The sequence below is a fragment of the Parabacteroides sp. FAFU027 genome (assembly GCF_022808675.1).
Lineage (GTDB): Bacteria > Bacteroidota > Bacteroidia > Bacteroidales > UBA7332 > CAXXIC01.
Genome location: NZ_JAKZKV010000002.1, coordinates 74,873 through 94,462, shown reverse-complemented (window position 1 = coordinate 94,462; position 19,590 = coordinate 74,873). Strand labels below are relative to the sequence as shown.

At 43.3% G+C, this 19,590-nt stretch carries 9 protein-coding genes; 1 reads left to right on the top strand and 8 read right to left on the bottom strand.

Annotated features, from left to right (window positions below; all coding sequences use genetic code 11):
• Positions 1-124: 124 nt before the first annotated feature.
• From MLE17_RS03690 to MLE17_RS03655, 8 genes are all read right to left on the bottom strand, one after another.
• A complete protein-coding gene (locus tag MLE17_RS03690; protein WP_262920281.1) occupies positions 125-1,708 on the bottom strand; it encodes a glycosyl hydrolase family 28 protein in 1,584 nt (527 codons plus the stop codon).
• A 282-nt stretch (positions 1,709-1,990) separates the two neighbouring features.
• Positions 1,991-3,664 (bottom strand): fibronectin type III domain-containing protein, encoded by a 1,674-nt coding sequence (locus MLE17_RS03685; protein ID WP_243347175.1) that lies wholly within the window; start codon positions 3,662-3,664, stop codon positions 1,991-1,993.
• Positions 3,665-3,676: 12 nt separating this feature from the next.
• A complete protein-coding gene (locus MLE17_RS03680) occupies positions 3,677-5,617 on the bottom strand; it encodes a RagB/SusD family nutrient uptake outer membrane protein (RefSeq protein WP_243347173.1) in 1,941 nt (646 codons plus the stop codon).
• A 30-nt stretch (positions 5,618-5,647) separates the two neighbouring features.
• The gene (locus MLE17_RS03675) at positions 5,648-8,896 is read right to left on the bottom strand and encodes a SusC/RagA family TonB-linked outer membrane protein (protein WP_243347172.1); all 3,249 of its coding nucleotides are present in this window, start codon (positions 8,894-8,896) and stop codon (positions 5,648-5,650) included.
• 295 nt (positions 8,897-9,191) lie between these two features.
• Entirely contained in the window at positions 9,192-13,610 is a 4,419-nt protein-coding gene (locus tag MLE17_RS03670; RefSeq protein ID WP_243347171.1) for a two-component regulator propeller domain-containing protein, read from the bottom strand.
• A gap of 512 nt (positions 13,611-14,122) precedes the next feature.
• The gene (locus tag MLE17_RS03665) at positions 14,123-14,320 is read right to left on the bottom strand and encodes a hypothetical protein (protein ID WP_243347169.1); all 198 of its coding nucleotides are present in this window, start codon (positions 14,318-14,320) and stop codon (positions 14,123-14,125) included.
• A 415-nt stretch (positions 14,321-14,735) separates the two neighbouring features.
• Positions 14,736-15,497, bottom strand: a complete 762-nt coding sequence (locus tag MLE17_RS03660; RefSeq protein ID WP_243347167.1) for a TIGR03915 family putative DNA repair protein — start codon at positions 15,495-15,497, stop codon at positions 14,736-14,738.
• Positions 15,498-15,554: 57 nt separating this feature from the next.
• Positions 15,555-16,823: a putative DNA modification/repair radical SAM protein gene (locus MLE17_RS03655; protein WP_243347165.1), complete on the bottom strand. Its 1,269-nt coding sequence runs from the start codon at positions 16,821-16,823 to the stop codon at positions 15,555-15,557.
• Positions 16,824-17,126: 303 nt separating this feature from the next.
• Between MLE17_RS03655 and MLE17_RS03650 the strand changes: the two genes are divergently transcribed.
• Positions 17,127-19,544, top strand: a complete 2,418-nt coding sequence (locus MLE17_RS03650; RefSeq protein WP_243347164.1) for a glycoside hydrolase family 127 protein — start codon at positions 17,127-17,129, stop codon at positions 19,542-19,544.
• Positions 19,545-19,590: the final 46 nt, after the last annotated feature.

The window sequence follows — 19,590 nt, the reverse complement described above, 5'->3', positions numbered from 1 at the left end:
TGCGTTTTTCAGGTACTTGCTGTTGTTTTTGTCTGTTTTCTCTGTAAGCGAAGTGCAGGGATTAAAAAAAGGGAATGTATTGATTGTGCATTCCCTTTTTAATATGGATAAATAGGTTGAATTATCAGGGGATAATAACTTTCTGAACGGAAGTATTGCCATCGCTGAGTTTCAATGAGACGATGTAAATACCTTTCGGTAAATCAGACAGATCTGTACTTATAACAGGTGTATCGCATATCAATTCCTTTACCTTGCTTCCCTGCAATGAAAGAAATGTAACTGAAAGGATGTTGGAAGGAGCGGTAATCGAAAGTTTGCCTTCTTTCACCGGGTTGGGAAAGCAATTAACCTGTGAAGCAATGTTTTCCGAAATCCCTGTCGAAATTGCCTTACCTGTTGTCTGATTTATTCCCGAGGCATTCGTGGAATAAGTGAGTAGGGCGTTACCACTGTTTACCGTGATGGTTGATCCATTTTTGAAAACTAAATCTTTTACGTAATAGGCTTTCATGGAGGTTGTTGCCGATATTTTTACGTTGTCAAAGACCACATCGGTAATCGATTGTTCCGGGAGTCCCCAGAGAATTCCTGCGCTGTTTGAACCTGTGACTGTTATATTCTGGAAATTGATATGTTGCCATGTCGGGGTTGTGCTGGTAATGGCCTGTGCGGGATCGGTGCCAGGAGATGTAGGTTCCTTCGGATAGTAGCTGGTGATGTAGAACGGAGTGGTAACCCCGCTCATCGTGATATTGGAGTAGGTGAAATATTGTTCCACACCGCCACGGTCGCGGGCCGTTTTCAGCCTGATGCCCGAAGTGGTCTTAGAGAAGGAACAACTGTCCACCACGATGTTCCCGACGTTGGCGGCATAACTGCCTACGGAGCAACCATGACCGGTTCCGAAAGTGCAGTTTTTTACCGTGATGTACTGGCTGCCACTGTCCATGGCTATATTGTCGTCGCCACAGGCGATGTTACAATTAAGAATATTTACGTAAGGAGACCAGGTATCAATTCCATCCGTATTGGGAGATGTGGAAGGCGATATGATTATAACGCTTGAGATCGTTGCATTCGTTCCCGATTTACCAATGGTGATGTGTACATTCGGGGCATTTTGCAATGTAATTCCTGTAATCTCGACGTAAGAGCAACCGTCGAAGCGAATCAAACAAGGACGTGATATGCTCGTGTTGGCTTTATATGCCGTCCACCAGTCGCTACCCTGACCTTCAATTGTACCGGTTCCGCTTATTTTAATGTTGTTCAGGTTTTTTCCATAGATAAAATCGTTGTAGTCATTTGTAGTGCCCGAGTTTGGATAGGTACCGGCTACTGTTCCGTTGCCACTCCCGTAAGGTAAGAGTTTTAATACAGCACCGGCTGATATTTGCAGATTGACTTTATTTTTCATTGAGAGTGGGCCGCTCAGGTATGTCCCGGCAGGAATCACGACTGTACCTCCTCCCGCTGTTGAACAGGCATTGATGGCTTGCTGTATGGCACTGGTATTATCCACTGTCGTGCTGTTTATGGCACCGTAATTAGTGATAAGAAATGTGCCAACTGGAATGGTTGGTAAGGTAACTGTGCGTTGTATGGCATTTTGTTGATTGAATTCAATATCTGGTGATGCTGCGCATAGACCCGCACAATTGATTATGTAAAGTAGAGTTATCCAAATGGTAGATTTTACATTCATATGTCGTCAATAATGATTTCTGTTTTAGTTAAATATGGACCGAAAGTTATCGGTGTTGCGTATATTGATGCTTTCTGTACGTTCGTTTCATGTGATTTTCTTTGTAGCTCGTTTTTCCTGCTATTGAGGATTTAAGTTAAACAAAAGTAAGGATCGCTATTCTTATAGATGTGGAGAATTTGATAATAAAAGTGGACAAGGGAATAAATAAATTGATATCACAAAAAAAATAACCGCCCTTCAGCAGTAGAAGGACGGTTATTTATAAATTATATGCTTAATCTACCACCAGCGAGGGTCTCCGACTTTATTGACCAAAGTGGCATTTGTCACTTTGAAGTTGCTGAGAGTTGGATTGGCAAAAGTTTCAGCTGAAGTCTTTTTCAGATCAATCAGGTCATTGATCGGTGCAATCGGGGTTACGCCGTCCACTGTGCTTACTGCCCATGTCAGGTCGCTTGTTTTATAGCAGTTTGTGAAACTGGTAATAGCTCCTGTCGCAGTCCGGATTCCATTAACAGCGGTTGATCCACCTGATGTTGTGTTCGCACCGGTTCCAAACACTGAGTTTTTCACCGTGATACCTCCCGGGATAGTATTTGTTGCGTAATCGAATAAGTAATAAATGCTTGCTCCACTTACGTAAGGTGTGTAACAGGTCGTGATGTTAGATATGTTCAGCGAATTAATTCCCAGCTTTTTACCACATGTAAACAGCTTATAGCAGTGGGCGAATGTGGAATTGGTAACAGAAATATCTCCGATGTAAGAGGCGTCGTTACCATTATTGACTACACCGTAATCCGCAATTGAATCGAATACACAGTTGTTGATTGTCAGTTTACTAACGTTCGCTGTGGTTTGCATACGAATAGCACCACGTTTGTATTTAACATCGCAATTCTCAAAGATGAGTTTGTTGATATTTCCTCCGGATTGATTCATGTTGATCACGTATGTTGCACCAAAGTTGGCATCCGTTTTGAATTTACCGGTTGTATTACCTTCCGTAAAGAACACTTTGTCGAATTTAATGCTATCAACTGTGATACCACCTTTTACTGCAAAACTTCCGTTTACAGCCATCAATGCTTTACCTCTGAAGCTCAACCCAGTTACAATATTCATAGGGACCGGCAGAATAAGCGTTGGGATTGTATATGTTGTACCTCCCGATAGGATCAGGTTAAAGCCATTTGGGTGAGCCCCTCCAAGGCTATCTACATAGAGCTGTGTAAGTAGAGATTTCGATTGCTCATCGGTATAGTTACGCAGATCCACTACGTCACCCTGGAATACCTGAGAGGCAGTCGTTTTAAACGTTTTCTTGCCTTTGTAACCATCTTCAGCGAAGATTTTTACAATGTAGGAGGTCTTAGGCTGAAGGCCAGAAATAATCTTGACACCGGCAGCGTTATCCGCAGCGGTCAATGGAACACTCTTATATACGGAGTCTTTATTCAGCATGACATCAATCCGGCTGTATACCAGATTTGAAAGAGCCCAGGATACTTTAATAGAGTTATCAATAACATCTGACGAAGTTGGTACAGTTAACAAAGTAGGATAGTCTATTGTACTTAACTCTGTATTATAATAACGCGAGCTGATTGTATCGCCTGTGCTAATTGTTTGATCGCCAATTGCCCGTATTCTGATTTGATATTTAGTGTCGAAATCGAGATTACGGAATGTGAATTGGGTACTATCGGTATGATTTGACTGCAAGACTGTTTTGAACGAGTCCTTAGAGATTTCCAGATCATAGTATTTAGTACCTGAATATTTGTCCCATGCTATTTTAATCCAGGTCATGCTTACGGTTGACTCATTGATCAACGGCCTGAATAAGCGATCCGCGTTTCCAAGTGATTCTTCATCCTTACAACTGGTGAAAACAAGCAGCATCAGAACCGGGATGAAGAAGAGCATTTTGATTATATTTCTATTTTTCATGACGTTTGAGAATTAATTGTTAGTTAAAACAAGTCCGTATCCTTCATTCTTCAGATATTTACTTGTTGCTACAGTCTGGCTTGAAATAGGTAAGATATACGGTACAGGGGTTAATCCTGTAGGATCGGTATATCCTCTCCAGCAACGAGTGGTGAAGTCTGCCGGAGCATACGTTACAGTGTTATCAGTTGCTGTAATTTTCTGATAAAGTGACGTTCCCCAGCTGATTGCTGTCCAGGTTCCCCAGCTTGCCAATTGAGCATCGGTCGGCTGATAATAGTCATTCAGGAAGGTGATTTTACCATCAGCTGATTGAGTGTAATAGATCTTTTTAGCGTAGTTCGCATATTTGGCTACATCTGGGTTGTCAAGTTCCAGACCGTTTAGTGCTTTACCGATATTGTTGAGCATGGTTTTAGTCTCAATAATTTTCTTTCCGTAAAGATTCCAGCGGACCAGGTCAAAACGACGTAAACATTCTCCACCGAATTCCCAGGCACGTTCATTTACAAGGGCATTAAAGAACGCTTCTTTGCTGCTGCTAACGCTATCTGTATATGTTTGTACTTTGGTTGAGTAGTCATCTGTGCTGAAGGCTCTTGAACGAACCGTTTTCAACATCTGTTTAGCCAGATCAGTCGGGCCATTCAGTTCATTCTCTGCTTCAGCAAGCATAAGCAATACATCGGAATAGCGCATTATCGGCCAGTTGATTCCGGTCCCTTTGGATGAAGAAGCACCCGGCGAAGTTTTCAGTAACAGACGATTCCATTTACCTACAGCCAAACTGGTAACGCCCAGTGGATTCTGTTGTGTGTCTGAGCTATAACCAACTCTGGTGATACAAACATCACGGCGTTTGTCTTTCGAATCAAATGAGAAGAAATATGTAGGGGTATAACCTACCTGGATAGTCGTAGCACCATACGTACTTGCTGTAACAGGTACACCGATACACCAGCCCACATCACCACCACCGTTGGTATTACCAAATGCAACTTCGTACAGTACATCGCTGTTAACCGGTTTAATCCATTTGTTTTCATTCATGAAAACGGTTGCATAGTCGATAAGTTGACGGTCTCTTAAGCTAACCAGCTTCTGAGCATAATCTTTTGCCATTTGATAGTATTCAGCAGAAGTTTTGGCTACTTTTTCAACGCCATTGATAGTATATTTCACAGCTAGACTGTCGTTGTTCTGGATATTCAGATAATCATCAGCATGTTTCATTTCGCCTGATTTGGTCATACCGTAGCCGGCACGGAATAATGACAAGCGACAGATCATACCCAATGCGAATTCGCGGTTCATGCGCTCGATACCGTCGCTGAACTGATCAGCAAAATACATATCGCCTTCGCAATTAACAAGATCCTGAATCATTCCCGAATAGATGATGTTTTTATCAGTTTTCGGAATATCCAGTTGCATACCAGCTTTAGCTGCATCACGGAAATAGGGCACATCTCCCCAGAAGTTGCAGAGCAGGAAGTAACGGTATGCACGCAAACAGTAACTTTCACCCAAAAGCATCTTCATATCGGCTGTATTGGCAACACCACTTGCTTTGATTCCTTCAATGCACTGATTCGCTCTGTCAATAGCCAGGTAGTTATGATCCCATGCTATTTTAATATCGCTGAATCCGGTAAGCAATCCAGCCTGAAGCGACCAGAGGTCACGACGGGTACCATCGGGAGCAGCTCCGGGAGCGGTTACTTCCACGTCGGTATTTTGCATCCATACACAAGACATGCGGGAAGTGTATGAATCCTGAGCAAACAAAGCATATACACCAAGTACTGCTTTTTTCGCATCATCCGAGTTGGAAAAGACATACTTTGAATCAAAGTTTGACGCTGAGGTCGGATTCATATATTCATCGCTACACGACGTCATGATGCCACACGCCGCAAGGACTATTATTGCTATATATTTATTGATTTTCATGACTGTTGAATTGTTTATGATAGACATCGTTTAAAATGATAGGTTAACACCAAATGTCCAGGAGAAACTTTTTGGATATGAAGAGTAGTCAACACCTGGTGTTACGCTGGAAGTTGATGATCCACGAACAGGAGTACTTACTTCAGGGTCATATCCGGTATAGTTTGTCAGTACAAATACGTTGTTAACTGTAGCATATACACGGAGTTGATCGCATAAGAATTTTTTGCTCAGTATTTTCGGAACAGTATATCCGACAGTAACGTTTTGCAGGCGAAGGAATGATCCGTCTTCAATAGCCCATGAGCTTGGAAGTACTGTGGCATTACCAAATGAGAATGGTGACCAGTATTGTTTTGCATTGGCACCTTCATTCATTTCAGCCAGTGTTGCAAGATCGGTTACGATTTTACCTGTTGCGTTATCCAGATAGGTATAACGGTTGCTCTGGTTCATGAAACCAAGCAGGTTCGGATTTGATGTTCTGTATTGTTGTGATGATGCAATTTTGTTTGCATTGTAAATCTGGTTGCCATATACATAGCTGAATAATACAGAGAAGTCAAAATCGCGATAGTTTCCATTGAATCCGAAACCACCATTAAACTTAGGAGAAGTTTTACCGATGATAGTACGGTCTTTGTCATCAACCACACCGTCACCATTCAGGTCTTTGTATTTAGCTGTACCCGGACGGGTTCCGATTACACCACCCAACATACCACAGGTTGGTACACCTGATTTCAATACGTACTTACCGGTCGATGCGTTGTAAGATTCGAAGTCAGAAGTTTTGTAATAACCGTCGCTTACCCAGCCATAGATAAGACCTACCGGCTGACCTACTTCCACGTGGTAATCGTAATATCCTTTCAAGTCAGTACCAGCCCATCCTGAAGCATACTCCTGTACATTTACTCCATTTGCCAGTTTGTCAACATTTGATTTGTTGAATGCAATATTAAAGTTGCTGTTCAGATTGAATCTTTTGCTTTTGATAATACCCGCATTTAATGATACCTCCAAACCTTTATTCGAAGTCTGACCGATATTCATGGTCGTTTGAGTATAACCTGGAGCCACAATCGGAATAGTAAGAAGAAGGTCTTTGGCAGTATTACTATATACCTCTACTGTACCAGAGATTCTTTCATTGAATAATCCAAAATCCAGACCGACGTTTTCAGTATAGTTTGTTTCCCATCCCAATTTCGGGTTTGGAAGCTGGCTACTTGCTGTTGCCCAGTAGTTGTTTTGAATGTCGCCTAATCCATAAGTTTTAGTCGATGCAATAGAATATAAAGTTGAGGTTAGTCCCGTTGGAACATTACTATTACCAGCGACACCATAACCCACTTTCAGTTTAAGGTTTGACAACCAGTCCTTAGTGTTGGCCATGAACTCTTCCTGATTAATTCGCCAGGCACCTGAAACAGCGGGGAAATATCCCCATTGATGTCCTGGTTCAAAACGGCTGGTTTGGTCAGCTCTGAAGGTTGCTGCAAATAAATATTTGTCTTTAAAGCCATAATTTATGCGACCAAAATATGAAAAGCTACGAATAGGTTCGGCAAAATAACTTGAAAGGTTCTTGGTATTTCCTCCCAGTCCTAAATTGGCAAAAATAGTTTCAGGAGATAGGTCTGTGCCAAATCCGGTAGCATACAAGTAGTTGTAGTTGCTATCGTAGTTGTTGAGCTCAGTACCGGCCATAGCTGTAAGGCTATGATCTTGCTGGAATTTGGTGTTATATGTCAATGTATTAGCCCATCTGTAGCGTGCAGATGTCGTTTTTGTCCAGTCAACCAACGGCTTTCCATCCACATAAGAGGCATTGGTCGTACGTTCTCCCCAGTAGTTTTTTTCATCTTTGAATCCATACTCATAACCACCCTCGGTTCTGAAAGTCAGCCTCTTGATGATTTTCCAGTCCAAACTGCCTAAAAAGTTAAAAGTGCGGTCGTTTTTTTGTTTCCAATATTGTTGCGCTTGCTCGGTCAAGGACATGTGTGACTCTATCCATTGCTGATATTCCTCATCTGACATTGTAGCCGGATCGACTTCGACCTGATCGCTCAATCCGTTTACAGCAGCAGAAGTAACCGCTTGAGATGTGCGGATTTTATAGGTTCCACCAGATGAACCTGAGCCGTTTACTTTAATATCGGCAAGTCTGGCATTGATGTTCAGAGAAAGTTTATCTGAAATCTCATGAATTAATTTGAAGTTGTTTGTATAACGGGTGTAATTGTTGTTTTGCATCAATCCACCATCTTTGTTATAGGTAGAACTAAGAGAAAATTTTGTTTTTTCTGAACCGCCGGTAATACTGATATTGTGTTGTTGAGAAACGATATTAGATCCGAACATATCATCCTGCCAGTCATGACCTTTTTGATATTTATATAAATCAAGGTCATCATATACACCGAATTTTTTCTCGAATGATGAGATACCATCCGTACCGTTCAATGCCGCTAATTCGTAGTTTAACTTCACATATTCATACGGATCAAGTACACTCATGCGTTTCGACAATCTTTTGGTTTGCATAAAACCATTGTACGAAATCTGGGTTTTTCCACCTTTTGCAGTTTTGGTTGTAATAATTACAACACCATTAGCACCGCGGGAACCATAAATAGCTGTTGAAGAAGCATCTTTCAATACATCAATGCTTTGAATATCTGCCGGAGAGATACTGTTGATATTTTCCGCAGGGAAACCATCCACAATGTACAACGGAGAGTTACTTTGTGTAATAGAACCGCCACCACGTACGCGTACAAGGATTTCAGCGTCAGGAGAACCGTCGGCAGTTGTAACCTGTACACCCGCTAAACGTCCGGTCATTGCTTCGGCTGTACCTGTTACAGGTACTGAGGCAATCGTGCTACCTTGAAGGGAGGTAACCGAACCTGTCAAATCTCTTTTCTTCATCGTACCATAACCGATAGCTACTACCTCTTGTAGCTGGTGCGAGCTTGCCTGAAGTTTTACCTGAATACCGGTAGTAGCTCTTCCTTTAAGCGGGAGTTCCTGATCCTTCATTCCCACGTAAGAGATTTTCAAAATGGTATTAGCCGGGTTTTGAACTTTGAGGCTGAACTTACCGTTGATGTCGGTAATGGTTCCGGTCGTAGTTCCTTTAATCGATACAGTAGCTCCGGGAAGAGATTCGCCTGTATCATCCTTCACGACTCCTGTTACGGTAGTCTGTGCATACGCGTAACAAACACTGAGGATTGTCAGCAGTAATGAGCAGAGAATTTTTCTCATAAGATTAGATTTAGTTATTGATTGAATTGTTTTTCACTGGTTTACACACGATGAGTGAGTGTACAAAGAAATCTCAATTAGCTACGTTGTATGTGTAAGAAATTGGTATAATTGTTGGACTTTTTGAGTGTAGGGAGAAAGACGAAGTTAAAGGGCTTGGTTATAAGTGATTTAAGGGTGTATTAATATAATGAACGCCGGCAATTGTTCGTAATAAACTTACTACAGAACAACTGCCGGCGTTGAAAAGTTTCATTGATTTTTCCCCTTTTTCTGTTTCTGGGGGAGGTAAAACTTATTGCTTATTTTGGGAACTGTTGCACTTCTCTTTGTACTCCCTCGGACTCATTCCAAACTTTTGCTTGAAGCAGCGGCTGAAGTAACGGGGGTCGCTCATTCCTACCATGTAGGTAATCTGGCTAATATTAAATTCGCCTGTCTCGATTAATTGAGCTGCTCTTTGCACACGTACCTCTTTCAGGAATTCGACGGGAGCAAGTCCGGTCAGGCTCTTTAGTTTCTTGAAAAATGCAGAACGGCTAAAGCCTACGCTTGATACAATTTCTTCAATGGTCAGCTCTGAATTATCAATATTATCCTCAATAAACTTCATGATTTTCTGGATGAAGATATCGTCCTGTGACACCACATTCGGTTTCGATGGCGAGATTACCCCACTGGTCAACGATGAGCGGTATAGTTCCTGAAGTTGCTTGCGGAGTTTCAACAGGTTTTCGACCCTGGCTTCCAGATAAGCAGAGCTGAAGGGTTTAGTGATATAATCATCTGCACCGTATTGGAGAGCTTCGAGCTTGCTGTCCATGTCGGTTTTTGCCGTCAGTAGCACCAACGGGATGTGGCTGATATTGATATCCTCCTTAATGGCTTTGGCCAGTTCCAGACCGGTCATTTCAGGCATCATGATGTCGCTGATTATCAGATCTGGGATTGCGCTTTTAGCTAGTTCGAGAGCTTCTTGTCCGTTCTCCGCATCCAGGATATCGTATTGATGGCTTAAGATTGACTTCAGGAACAGACGAAGTTCCTGATTATCCTCCGCAATCAAAATAGTCTGGCGTTCAGGGGTTGCAGGCTCTTCGACTATTGCCTCCTCTTCTTCGTACGCGGTTTCAGCAACGGATTCGGTGTTGTCCGGTTCGGATTTCAACATATCCTGCAGGACAAAATCTTCGTTGCCTGCAAAATGTTCATGCCCTTTCAGGAAGGTGACCTTGAAGATAGAGCCTTTGCCCGGTTCACTTTCCACCTCGATTTTTGCCTGGTGCATTTCCACCAACTCCTTGGTCAGTGATAGTCCTATACCGGTGCCCGGCTGGAAGGACGATACATTGGCCGATGCAAGGCTTTCGAAGCGGTTGAAAAGCAGCTTCAGACGGTCTTTGCTCATACCTGTGCCCTGATCCCTGACCGTGATGCTGACTGTGTCTTTTTCCTCTGAAATGATTACTCCGATCGGATTCCCCGGTTGGGTAAATTTAAAGGCGTTGGAGAGCAGATTGAAGAGGATTTTCTCAAATTTATCCTTATCTACCCAAAGCGAAACGTCATTACTGTCATCATGCACTTCAAAATGAATTTTACGCTCTTCGGCCAGTTTACGGAAGCTTTCGCATATCTCGTTGACGTAGCTGCCGGTATGAATTTCCTCAATCATCAGCTTCATTTTCTTGTTCTGGATTTTGCGGAAATCAAGAATCTGGTTGATGAGACGCAACATCCGTTCGGTATTGCGATGGACCACAGTCAGTTGGTCTTTTACATCATCCGAAAGCGATTCATGCTTCAATATATTTTCTACCGGAGAGGCAATCAGGGTCAATGGAGTCCGTAGTTCGTGTGAAATGTCGGTAAAGAAGCGCAACTTCATATTGGTAATTCGGTGTTCTACTTCTACTTCATTTTTCAACCGGTAAATGGTGAACAGGATAAAGGCCGCCAATACCGTAATGCCCAGGAACAGAAGTAGGAAAAACAGGGTTCCCCACGATGATTCCCAGAACGAAGGCAACTTCACAATCTTGATAACCCGTTCATTCTCGACCCACACACCGTCTGAGTTAGTGGATTTTACGCGGAACGTATATTCACCTTTGGGGAGGTTAGTGTAAGTGGCAGTTCGCAGATCTCCTACATAGTTCCACTCTTTTTCAAAGCCGTCCAGTTTATAGGCGTACTGAATATTTTGCGGGTCGGTGTAATCAAGAGCAGCAAAGCCAATTGAAAAGATATTCTGCTCGTGGCTGAGTTCCAGTTCTTCGGTATCGTCAATGACCTGTTTCAGTGGAGAACCTTCCACGCCCACTTCCATTGTTTTGTTGAACAACTGGAGCTGGGTAAGGATAATCCTTGGCACATATTTACTTTTAATCGCTTTCAAAGGATTGAACACGACAAATCCTTCTGTAGTTCCGTAGGCCAATTCTCCCACCCGTGTTTTACAGGCTGTAGCTTCCATAAAGCTATATGCGTTAGGATTAATAGGGTTATAAGTGTCAAAAGAGCCGTCAGAGGGACTGAATTTACCTATTTCTGTCTGAGTGGAGAACCAAATATACCCTTTCGCATCTTCTTTCAACGTGAAGATAACATTTGAAGGAGCTCCGTTTTCTTTCATATATGCCCTAAAGTTGGGTTGTTTGTTGAGGTTAAATCCTTCGGTCACCACGTCGAGGCCACCACCGAATATGGCAAGATAGAGTTTCCCGTCTTTGGCTGGTAGAACGTAGTGAACATCATTTCCCGAAATGGAACTTTTGACCTTCGGATCATGGGTATATTGATTAAATACAATACTTTCGGGACGACGGTTGTCACAACGGAATGCCAGCAGACCGCCTGTGGTTCCAACGAAAAGTTGTCCTTTCTTGTCTTCGGTAATATAACGGGACTTGTTACATTGCTGAATCGGATAATTTTTCAGCTTATTCCGTGAGCTGATAAACCGTATCTGCCCGTCAATATTTTCCAGTAAATTGATTCCACCTCCGAATGTTGCAATCCAGATGCGTTGTAAATGGTCCTCAAAAACAGAGTAAACAGCATTGGAACTCAGGCTGTAGATATCGTCGGAGTTGTACTGGTAATTGGTAATGTCGAACGTCGGATTATTCCCGGCGCTTTTTTTGATTACTTTGAAAAGCCCCATCCCTTTAGACGCCAGCCAGATTGTTCCTGTGTGGTCACCAGTGATGCCATATATTGAGGCTTTCAGCGGATTGGCGCTGTTGATCCGCCCATCTGCTCCGAGACGACCGACAAGCTTCCGGTTCTGGTCATAAAGGTACATGTAGCCATTCTTGGAACCTACCCAAAGCCAGTTGTCCTTGTCCTGATAAATGGAGCGTATCTCATTTTTAGCAGAAGAAAGTTTTTCCGGGACAGGTTTGTAGAAGGTAAAGAGCGATTTACGGAAAACGACTTTCTCGATGCCGTGCGAGTAGGGACACAGCCACAGATTCCCCTGTCTGTCGGAATATGCAGAGTGCATAACATTGGAAAATTTCCGGTCTTCCGAGTTAGGGTCGTTGTAAAAGTATTCCAGTTTATTGGTTATGGCATTGTACCGGCTAAAACCTCCTGAGCGGGGATGCACCCAGGTATTACCCTGTTTGTCTTCCAGTACAAAGAAATTGGGCAGCACAGCAAAAGGAGCCGAATTGTCCACAAAAACATCAAAGTTATTGACCTTGCGTTTAGCTGATTCAAAATATACGACGCTCGGATTGTCTGTCTCCAACCAAAGGTTGTGCTTTTTGTCCAGATAGCAGGAGAAGAAGTTGTCGCTTTTTACCCCGCTGTTGTTTGATTTATTGAAAGATGTAAATTGTTGTGTTTTACTATCGTAGAGAAGAAATCCGCTTTTGTCGGTCAGTAGGAACAGTTCATCTTTACTCACCTGGTGTATGTCAATAATACCGGAGAGCACCGGAGTCATGATGCCGTCGAATGAACCTTTTCGGTTATCGTACATGCGCAATTTTCCGTGTTCACCGCCAATCCAGATGAAGGGGCCATTTTCAGAAATGGAAAGTATTCCACCGGCGATTTTTTCAGTAAATAACTGAACCGGCTTGGTTGCGTTTCGCTTCAAAAGGTTAAGTCCATTGGCCGTAAGTATCCAGGTGTTTTGGCTTTTATCCTGAAAAACTTTGTTGACATGATTGTTGCTCAGGAGACCATTGCTGGTGTTGTAATGAACGATATCCACCTTTTCCCGTGTTTCGGAGTTTTTTATCCTGAAACAGCCGTCATCATCACTACTAAGCCAGATGGAACCGTCGTTGAGGATGGAGATGTTCTTGATGGGTAATTTGTAATCCTTGAAGTCTTCCATACATTGCGGAATCTGCAAGAAACTTTCTGTTTTCGGGTCAAACCGGTATATTCTTCCGTCGTAGGTTTGAAGCCAGAGATACCCCTCATGATCTTCCTTAATCCGGTCAATCCGGTAGTTTACCAGACTGAAGTTTTGTCCGGGATTGCCTTTGTAGGTTTTGAAGGTATATCCGTTAAACTTGTTCAGCCCGTCGAAAGTGCCAAACCACATCTGTCCTTTGTGGTCTTGCATCATGCTGAGCACGTTGATTTCTGACAAACCTTCACGCACCGAATAGTGGGCAAACTGAGTCTGGTTTTGAGCAGAGAGGAATAAATTACAAAAAAGAAATGCGATTGAGTATGCTAGTTTCTTCATGATAAGAGGTTTGGATAAATGTTGGTTTCTCCCGTTCTGTTAGGGACACGCCACACGGAATTTGTATCGCTGCAAATATAACAAAGTCAGAACAGCGAAAAGTTTAATTATTGGTATAATATCACCGTTTTTTTGTTACTGCTTTTCGGTTAAGTATTTCCAATAGCGTTTGGGAAGAAGATGCTGGCGTTATCGGGGATGATCAATTCTTTCTTTGGTCAACAGTTCGTTTGCGCAGGATAAGCCTTCTGAGCAGGTATATGAACCCATCGGTCTCAAACCTTTTCAGGACAGCTCCCGCCATTGGTATGGCATCCATGACGAAAGCAATGTTTTAGGGAAATAATAATCATAAGAAAGGCCTGCAATTGCAGGCCTTTCTTATGATTAACGAGCTACGCCCTACTAACCAAAGGATACATCTCTACTTGTTTTAAACGGAGAAATCAGAATATATTATCTAATTGATTTCTAATCCAAAGGTGTTTGACGAAATGCTTTTGCCTCAAATGCTATATGGCATTGAAACGAACGTTGTGCTTGTGCTTGCGATGCACATTGTGCAAAAACGTTGACATTGGGCTAATCACGGCTGCATCAGGTTGCTCAGATGCACGGTTTAACTCAATCATTTTGATCCGGAGGGCAGTCTTGTCCTCCAGAGTGGATGCATTTTGCATCAATACTTGTAGTTCTTCCAGGGTTTTCATTTTTAGTTTTTGAGGGTTTAGGGTCTATTCTTTATTGTAGCTTGATCAAAGAGTGGGTTCAGGTTTTATTTTCAGGTTAAGGTTTTCGTTGTTATCCGGATTCAAAATTAGTGACGAAATCAATTTTTATGATATACTATCCGGTCAAAAATGTGGACTATTTGACCATTGGCAATTTTGAATGCTGATATTCTTAATCGGTCTCTTAATCAGGTCATTTTCAGAACCTATGCTCTGCAACTGCTCATATCTTTGATTTGTCAAATATAGTGTGGATATTGAATATGCCAGGTACTATTTTGTTCTAAATTAGAGGCGTTTTTGTATCCAAATGAGGATTCAATGTTGAAAAAAGTGATATCCGGAGTTTCTAACGATACTGTTGAGAGGTAAGAGGTATTATGGAGCTTTTTTACTACTGTTTTTCCGTCAGGTATTTCCAATACCGTTTGGGCAAATGCTGGCGGTGCAGTTTGGGGTTGATGCGCTCCTGGATGGTCAATGATTTGTAGTAAGCCTTCCACATCTGCTGGAAAAGCTTTTCATCTTCGGCCATCAGCTCTTCGTTGAGCTTTCCATCGGGGAAAAGATTGCTGTCTTCGAGCGTCATGTCAGTGATGACTTTCAGGTCATAATAGAAGCCATAATTGCGCTTTGTGTCATAGATAATCCATTTCTGGTCAGCAAAGCGATCCTTGAAATGACCGATAATCAGCGGGAGGCAGTTATGGTCTGGCGAGATAGATGCAAAGAAAAGATCGTCAGCGGCTTTCTGGAAGCGTACGAATTCGATCATGCGGTGTTTCTCATGATTGACTTTCCGGGCGAGCTTCTGGACTTGCAGCACATCATCATCTGCAAAGTTTGTTTCGATGGATTGTGGGTGGTCAAATGTTTTCCGGATGTATCGGAAGAGCAACTCATCGCAGCCCGCCTCTTCTGATAGCCAGACGTAAGTGAGCATATTCAGGGTAACACGAGCCACCTTTTTTTGCAGCCCTTTCCATACACGTTCAGATTTCTCCGAATCGGTAATGACGGTAAAGCATTCTTCCATAAACATTGGGGCAATATCCTCTTCGCCCAACAGTTTGTCGGGGAAAGTCTTGCGATTGTAGGCGTCAAAGACAGCCGTTAGCAATCCTTCGAATGTTTTATCGTATCGGAAAACGAGCATGGTGGTGTATGGTCTAAACCTCCAGGGTTTTTAAAACCCTGGAGGTTTAGGGTAATATCACTCCGGAAAAATCAGCTTCAGTTGTTGCGAATCTATTTGTTTGCCTTTAGGTAATTTCTTTTCAGTCAGTTTTTGACGGACATACTCCGGTGAACTTTCGTGAACGGTAAAAGCCGGTAGTTCGTTGCAGGTAATAAAGTACTGCGCTTTCTTCATTACTACGCCGATCTTTTTGAGGTCAGATGCCTTCAGACGGGCATGTCGGCGCGATACCACGATCAGTTTGGCCGATTTCACGCCAATGCCCGGCACGCGCAGGATCATGTGGTAATCAGCTTTGTTTATATCTATCGGGAAATGCTCCGGGTGGCGCAGTGCCCATGCCAGTTTGGGGTCGATCTCCAGATCAAGGTCGGGGAAGCGGTCATCCACAATCTCATCCACCTTGAATTCATAAAAACGCATCAACCAGTCGGCCTGATAGAGACGATTTTCTCTTACCAGGGGCGGTTGCTTGAGCGCCGGCAGCCGGTTGTCGTAGCTATTGACCGGCACAAATCCCGAGTAATACACCCGCTTCATTGACGGCCGATCATACAGCGCAGCCGAAGTGAAAAGTATCTGCTTGTCGGTTTCGTTGGTCGCTCCCACGATCATCTGGGTGCTCTGTCCGGCAGGAGCAAAGCGCGGCGCGTGCCGGTGCTTTTGCCGTTCTTCTTTGCTTTCGAGCACCCCTTGCTGGATGTACGACATAGGCAGATATACACTCGTATGGTCTTTTTCGGGAGCCAGTCGCCTGAGGTTTTCCTCGGTTGGTATTTCGATATTTACACTGAGGCGGTCGGCATACAGTCCGGCTTCATGCACAAGTATTTCGCTGGCGCCGGGGATGCTTTTCATGTGAATGTAGCCATTAAAACGATGCACGGTGCGCAGGTCCTTAACCACTTTCACCAGTCGCTCCATTGTGTAGTCGGCATTGCGCACCACACCCGAACTTAGAAAAAGTCCTTCGATGTAGTTTCTTCGGTAAAATTCAATGGTAAGTTCCACCAGCTCCGATACACTGAATGTCGCCCGGCGAATATCGTTGCTTCTGCGGTTGATACAGTAGGCACAGTCAAACATGCAGTAGTTCGTCAGCATGATCTTGAGCAGCGATACACAGCGCCCGTCTTCCGTGAAAGTATGGCAAATGCCCCAGCCTGCTGTATTTCCGATTCCTCCGGGCGCATTTTTGCGCGTGGTCCCGCTGGAGGAACACGACACATCGTACTTGGCTGATTCGGCCAGCACTTTCAGCTTTTCGAGTACTTCTTCTTTCATCTAAAGGAACATGCTTATACAAAGTAAGGCAATTTGCCTCAGATGACCATTAGAAGAAATTATAAAGTAATGAAACAAATCTGGTAGTCATATTTAGCTACTGTATGGGATCAAAAAAATGCCGGTTGATGTGGAAAAACAACGAAATGTCCTCTATCCAACAACGAAATGTCCCTATCACAATAAAGGTGATATTGTAATTTTGTCAATGCGTTACTTTGACGAAATAATACTTTTGAAACGAATATGTGAAACATTATTAGTGAGTTACCTTTATAGCAAAACAAATATAATTAAAGAGACATGAAAAAATCACTGATTGCGGTTGCGCTTTTGTTTGTGTTTAAACAAACCGCATTTTCTCAAGAAAAACTCTATCCGAATACCTTCCCGCTTTCGGACGTAAAATTGCTGGATGGTCCTTTTAAGCATGCCCAGGATCTGAATGTATCCACTCTGCTTAAATATGATGCCGACCGATTGCTGGCTCCTTATCGCACGGTTGCCGGCTTGCCGGCTAAGGCAAAGAATTACGGCAACTGGGAAAGCGATGGGCTGGATGGACATATTGCCGGACATTATTTGTCGGCTCTTGCCATTCATTACGCTTCTACCGGAAATGCCGAATGTAAGAAACGGATGGATTACATGGTTGCTGAGTTTAAAGCTTGCCAGGACGCCAATAGCGTTAAATACCCTGATTGGGGTGTAGGATATGCCGGCGGTGTGCCCAAAAGTAACGAAATATGGCCTGTGATTAAAACCGGAAATATGGGCCCTATCTGGAAAAGCTGGGTACCCTGGTATAACCTCCATAAAACGTATGCCGGCCTGAGAGATGCGTGGTTGTATGGTGGAAATAAAGACGCGAAAATAATCTTCCTGAAATTCTGTGACTGGGCGGTTGTGCTCACATCGGGGCTCTCTGATGCTAAAATGGAAGAGATGCTCGGGAACGAACATGGCGGAATGAACGAAGTATTTGCCGATGCGTATCAAATGACCGGTGACGTGAAATATCTGAATACGGCAAAGAGATTTTCCCATAAAAAGTTGTTTAATGCAATGTCTGTTCAAGAGGATAATCTTGACAACGTACATGCCAATACACAAGTGCCAAAAGCTGTCGGCTTTGAACGGATAGCCGAGGTAAGCGGAGATAAGGATTATGCAACTGCCGGAAGTTTCTTCTGGGAAACGGTAACAGAAAACCGTAGCTTGTCATTAGGCGGTAACAGTCGTCGTGAGTTTTTTCCACCGGTATCGTCATGGATCGACTATGTAAATATGGTAGAAGGTCCGGAGTCATGTAATACCAATAATATGCTGAAGCTCACCGAAGATTTATTCAGAGAGCAGCCCCTGGCAAAATATGCAGATTTTTACGAACGTGCTTTGTTCAACCATATTCTTTCCACGCAGCACCCAGAGCACGGCGGATATGTCTATTTTACCCCGGCCCGCCCCCGTCATTACCGCGTATATTCAGCACCTGAAAAGGCCATGTGGTGTTGTGTAGGTACCGGTATGGAGAATCATGGCAAATACGGTGAATTCATTTATACCCACCGTCATGACTCCCTGTTCCTCAATCTGTTTATCGCATCAGAACTGAACTGGAAAGAAAAGGGCGTGAGCCTTAAGCAAGAGACAAATTTCCCATATGGTGAAAAAACAAAACTGACCATCGTCAAAGGCGGATCAAAACCGTTCAGTTTATTGGTGCGTTATCCGTCGTGGGTGGCAAGCGGCGAACTGAAGGTTCTGGTTAACGGCCAGCCTGTATCTTACACATCACAGCCGTCATCATACATCGCGATTAAGCGGAAATGGAAGAGCAACGATGTCGTAGAAGTTATTCTTCCAATGCGCAATACGATTGAGCAGTTGCATAATGTACCTTCCTACATTTCCTTTATGCACGGCCCTATTCTGCTTGGTGCGAAAACCGGTACTGAAGACCTGAAAGGATTGGTGGCTGACGATAGCCGTTGGGGGCATATCGCAGGAGGACGCATGTTGCCGGTTGATCAGGCTCCGATCATTGTGGATGATAATCGTGCCGCACTTGCCGGTAAGTTGACTCCGGTGGCCGGAAAGCCGCTGACATTTACATTCTCGGGAACTAACATTGTCAATGCAAAGAATACGCTTGAACTGGAACCGTTCTTTAAAATCCACGATGCCCGCTATATGATGTACTGGATGAATTTATCAAACGACCAATACAAGAATGTGCTTGACTCACTGGCTAAGGAAGAAGCGAAGAAAATGGAGCTGGAAAGCCGCACGATTGACTTTGTGCAACCCGGGCAGCAACAGCCGGAGGTAGATCATGCCATCGATAAATCCAACTCAACAACCGGAACACACAGGGATGAGTTTTGGCGTGATGCGCGTGAAGGAGGATATTTCAGCTATAATATGAAAACCGGAAATGAAAAGAATCTGACACTGATGGTTCGCTATTGGGGTAACGAAAATAAAAACCGCACATTCGATATTTTCATCGATGACGCAAAACTGGTTGCTGAAAATCTTGTCGGAAAATGGAAAGTGGATGATTTCAGAAATGCGGAATACACGATTCCTGAATCGATGGTTAAAGGAAAAAGTAAAGTGAAAGTTACGTTCCGGCCTCAATCTGGAAATGTAGCTGGCGGAGTTTTCTTTATCCGGTTGCTTAAATCGGCCAATACACCTGCCGTGCTAAAAAAATAAGAGTTGTCTGACTCTGTAAATGTGGAAAATGTAGCAAATATCCCTG

Excerpts from the sequence above, each read along its gene's own strand:
- MLE17_RS03690 (WP_262920281.1), bottom strand. The coding sequence starts at position 1,708 with ATGAATGTAAAATCTACCATTTGGATAACTCTACTTTACATAATCAAT.
- MLE17_RS03685 (WP_243347175.1), bottom strand. The coding sequence starts at position 3,664 with ATGAAAAATAGAAATATAATCAAAATGCTCTTCTTCATCCCGGTTCTG.
- MLE17_RS03680 (WP_243347173.1), bottom strand. The coding sequence starts at position 5,617 with ATGAAAATCAATAAATATATAGCAATAATAGTCCTTGCGGCGTGTGGC.
- MLE17_RS03675 (WP_243347172.1), bottom strand. The coding sequence starts at position 8,896 with ATGAGAAAAATTCTCTGCTCATTACTGCTGACAATCCTCAGTGTTTGT.
- MLE17_RS03670 (WP_243347171.1), bottom strand. The coding sequence starts at position 13,610 with ATGAAGAAACTAGCATACTCAATCGCATTTCTTTTTTGTAATTTATTC.
- MLE17_RS03665 (WP_243347169.1), bottom strand. The coding sequence starts at position 14,320 with ATGAAAACCCTGGAAGAACTACAAGTATTGATGCAAAATGCATCCACT.
- MLE17_RS03660 (WP_243347167.1), bottom strand. The coding sequence starts at position 15,497 with ATGCTCGTTTTCCGATACGATAAAACATTCGAAGGATTGCTAACGGCT.
- MLE17_RS03655 (WP_243347165.1), bottom strand. The coding sequence starts at position 16,823 with ATGAAAGAAGAAGTACTCGAAAAGCTGAAAGTGCTGGCCGAATCAGCC.
- MLE17_RS03650 (WP_243347164.1), top strand. The coding sequence starts at position 17,127 with ATGAAAAAATCACTGATTGCGGTTGCGCTTTTGTTTGTGTTTAAACAA.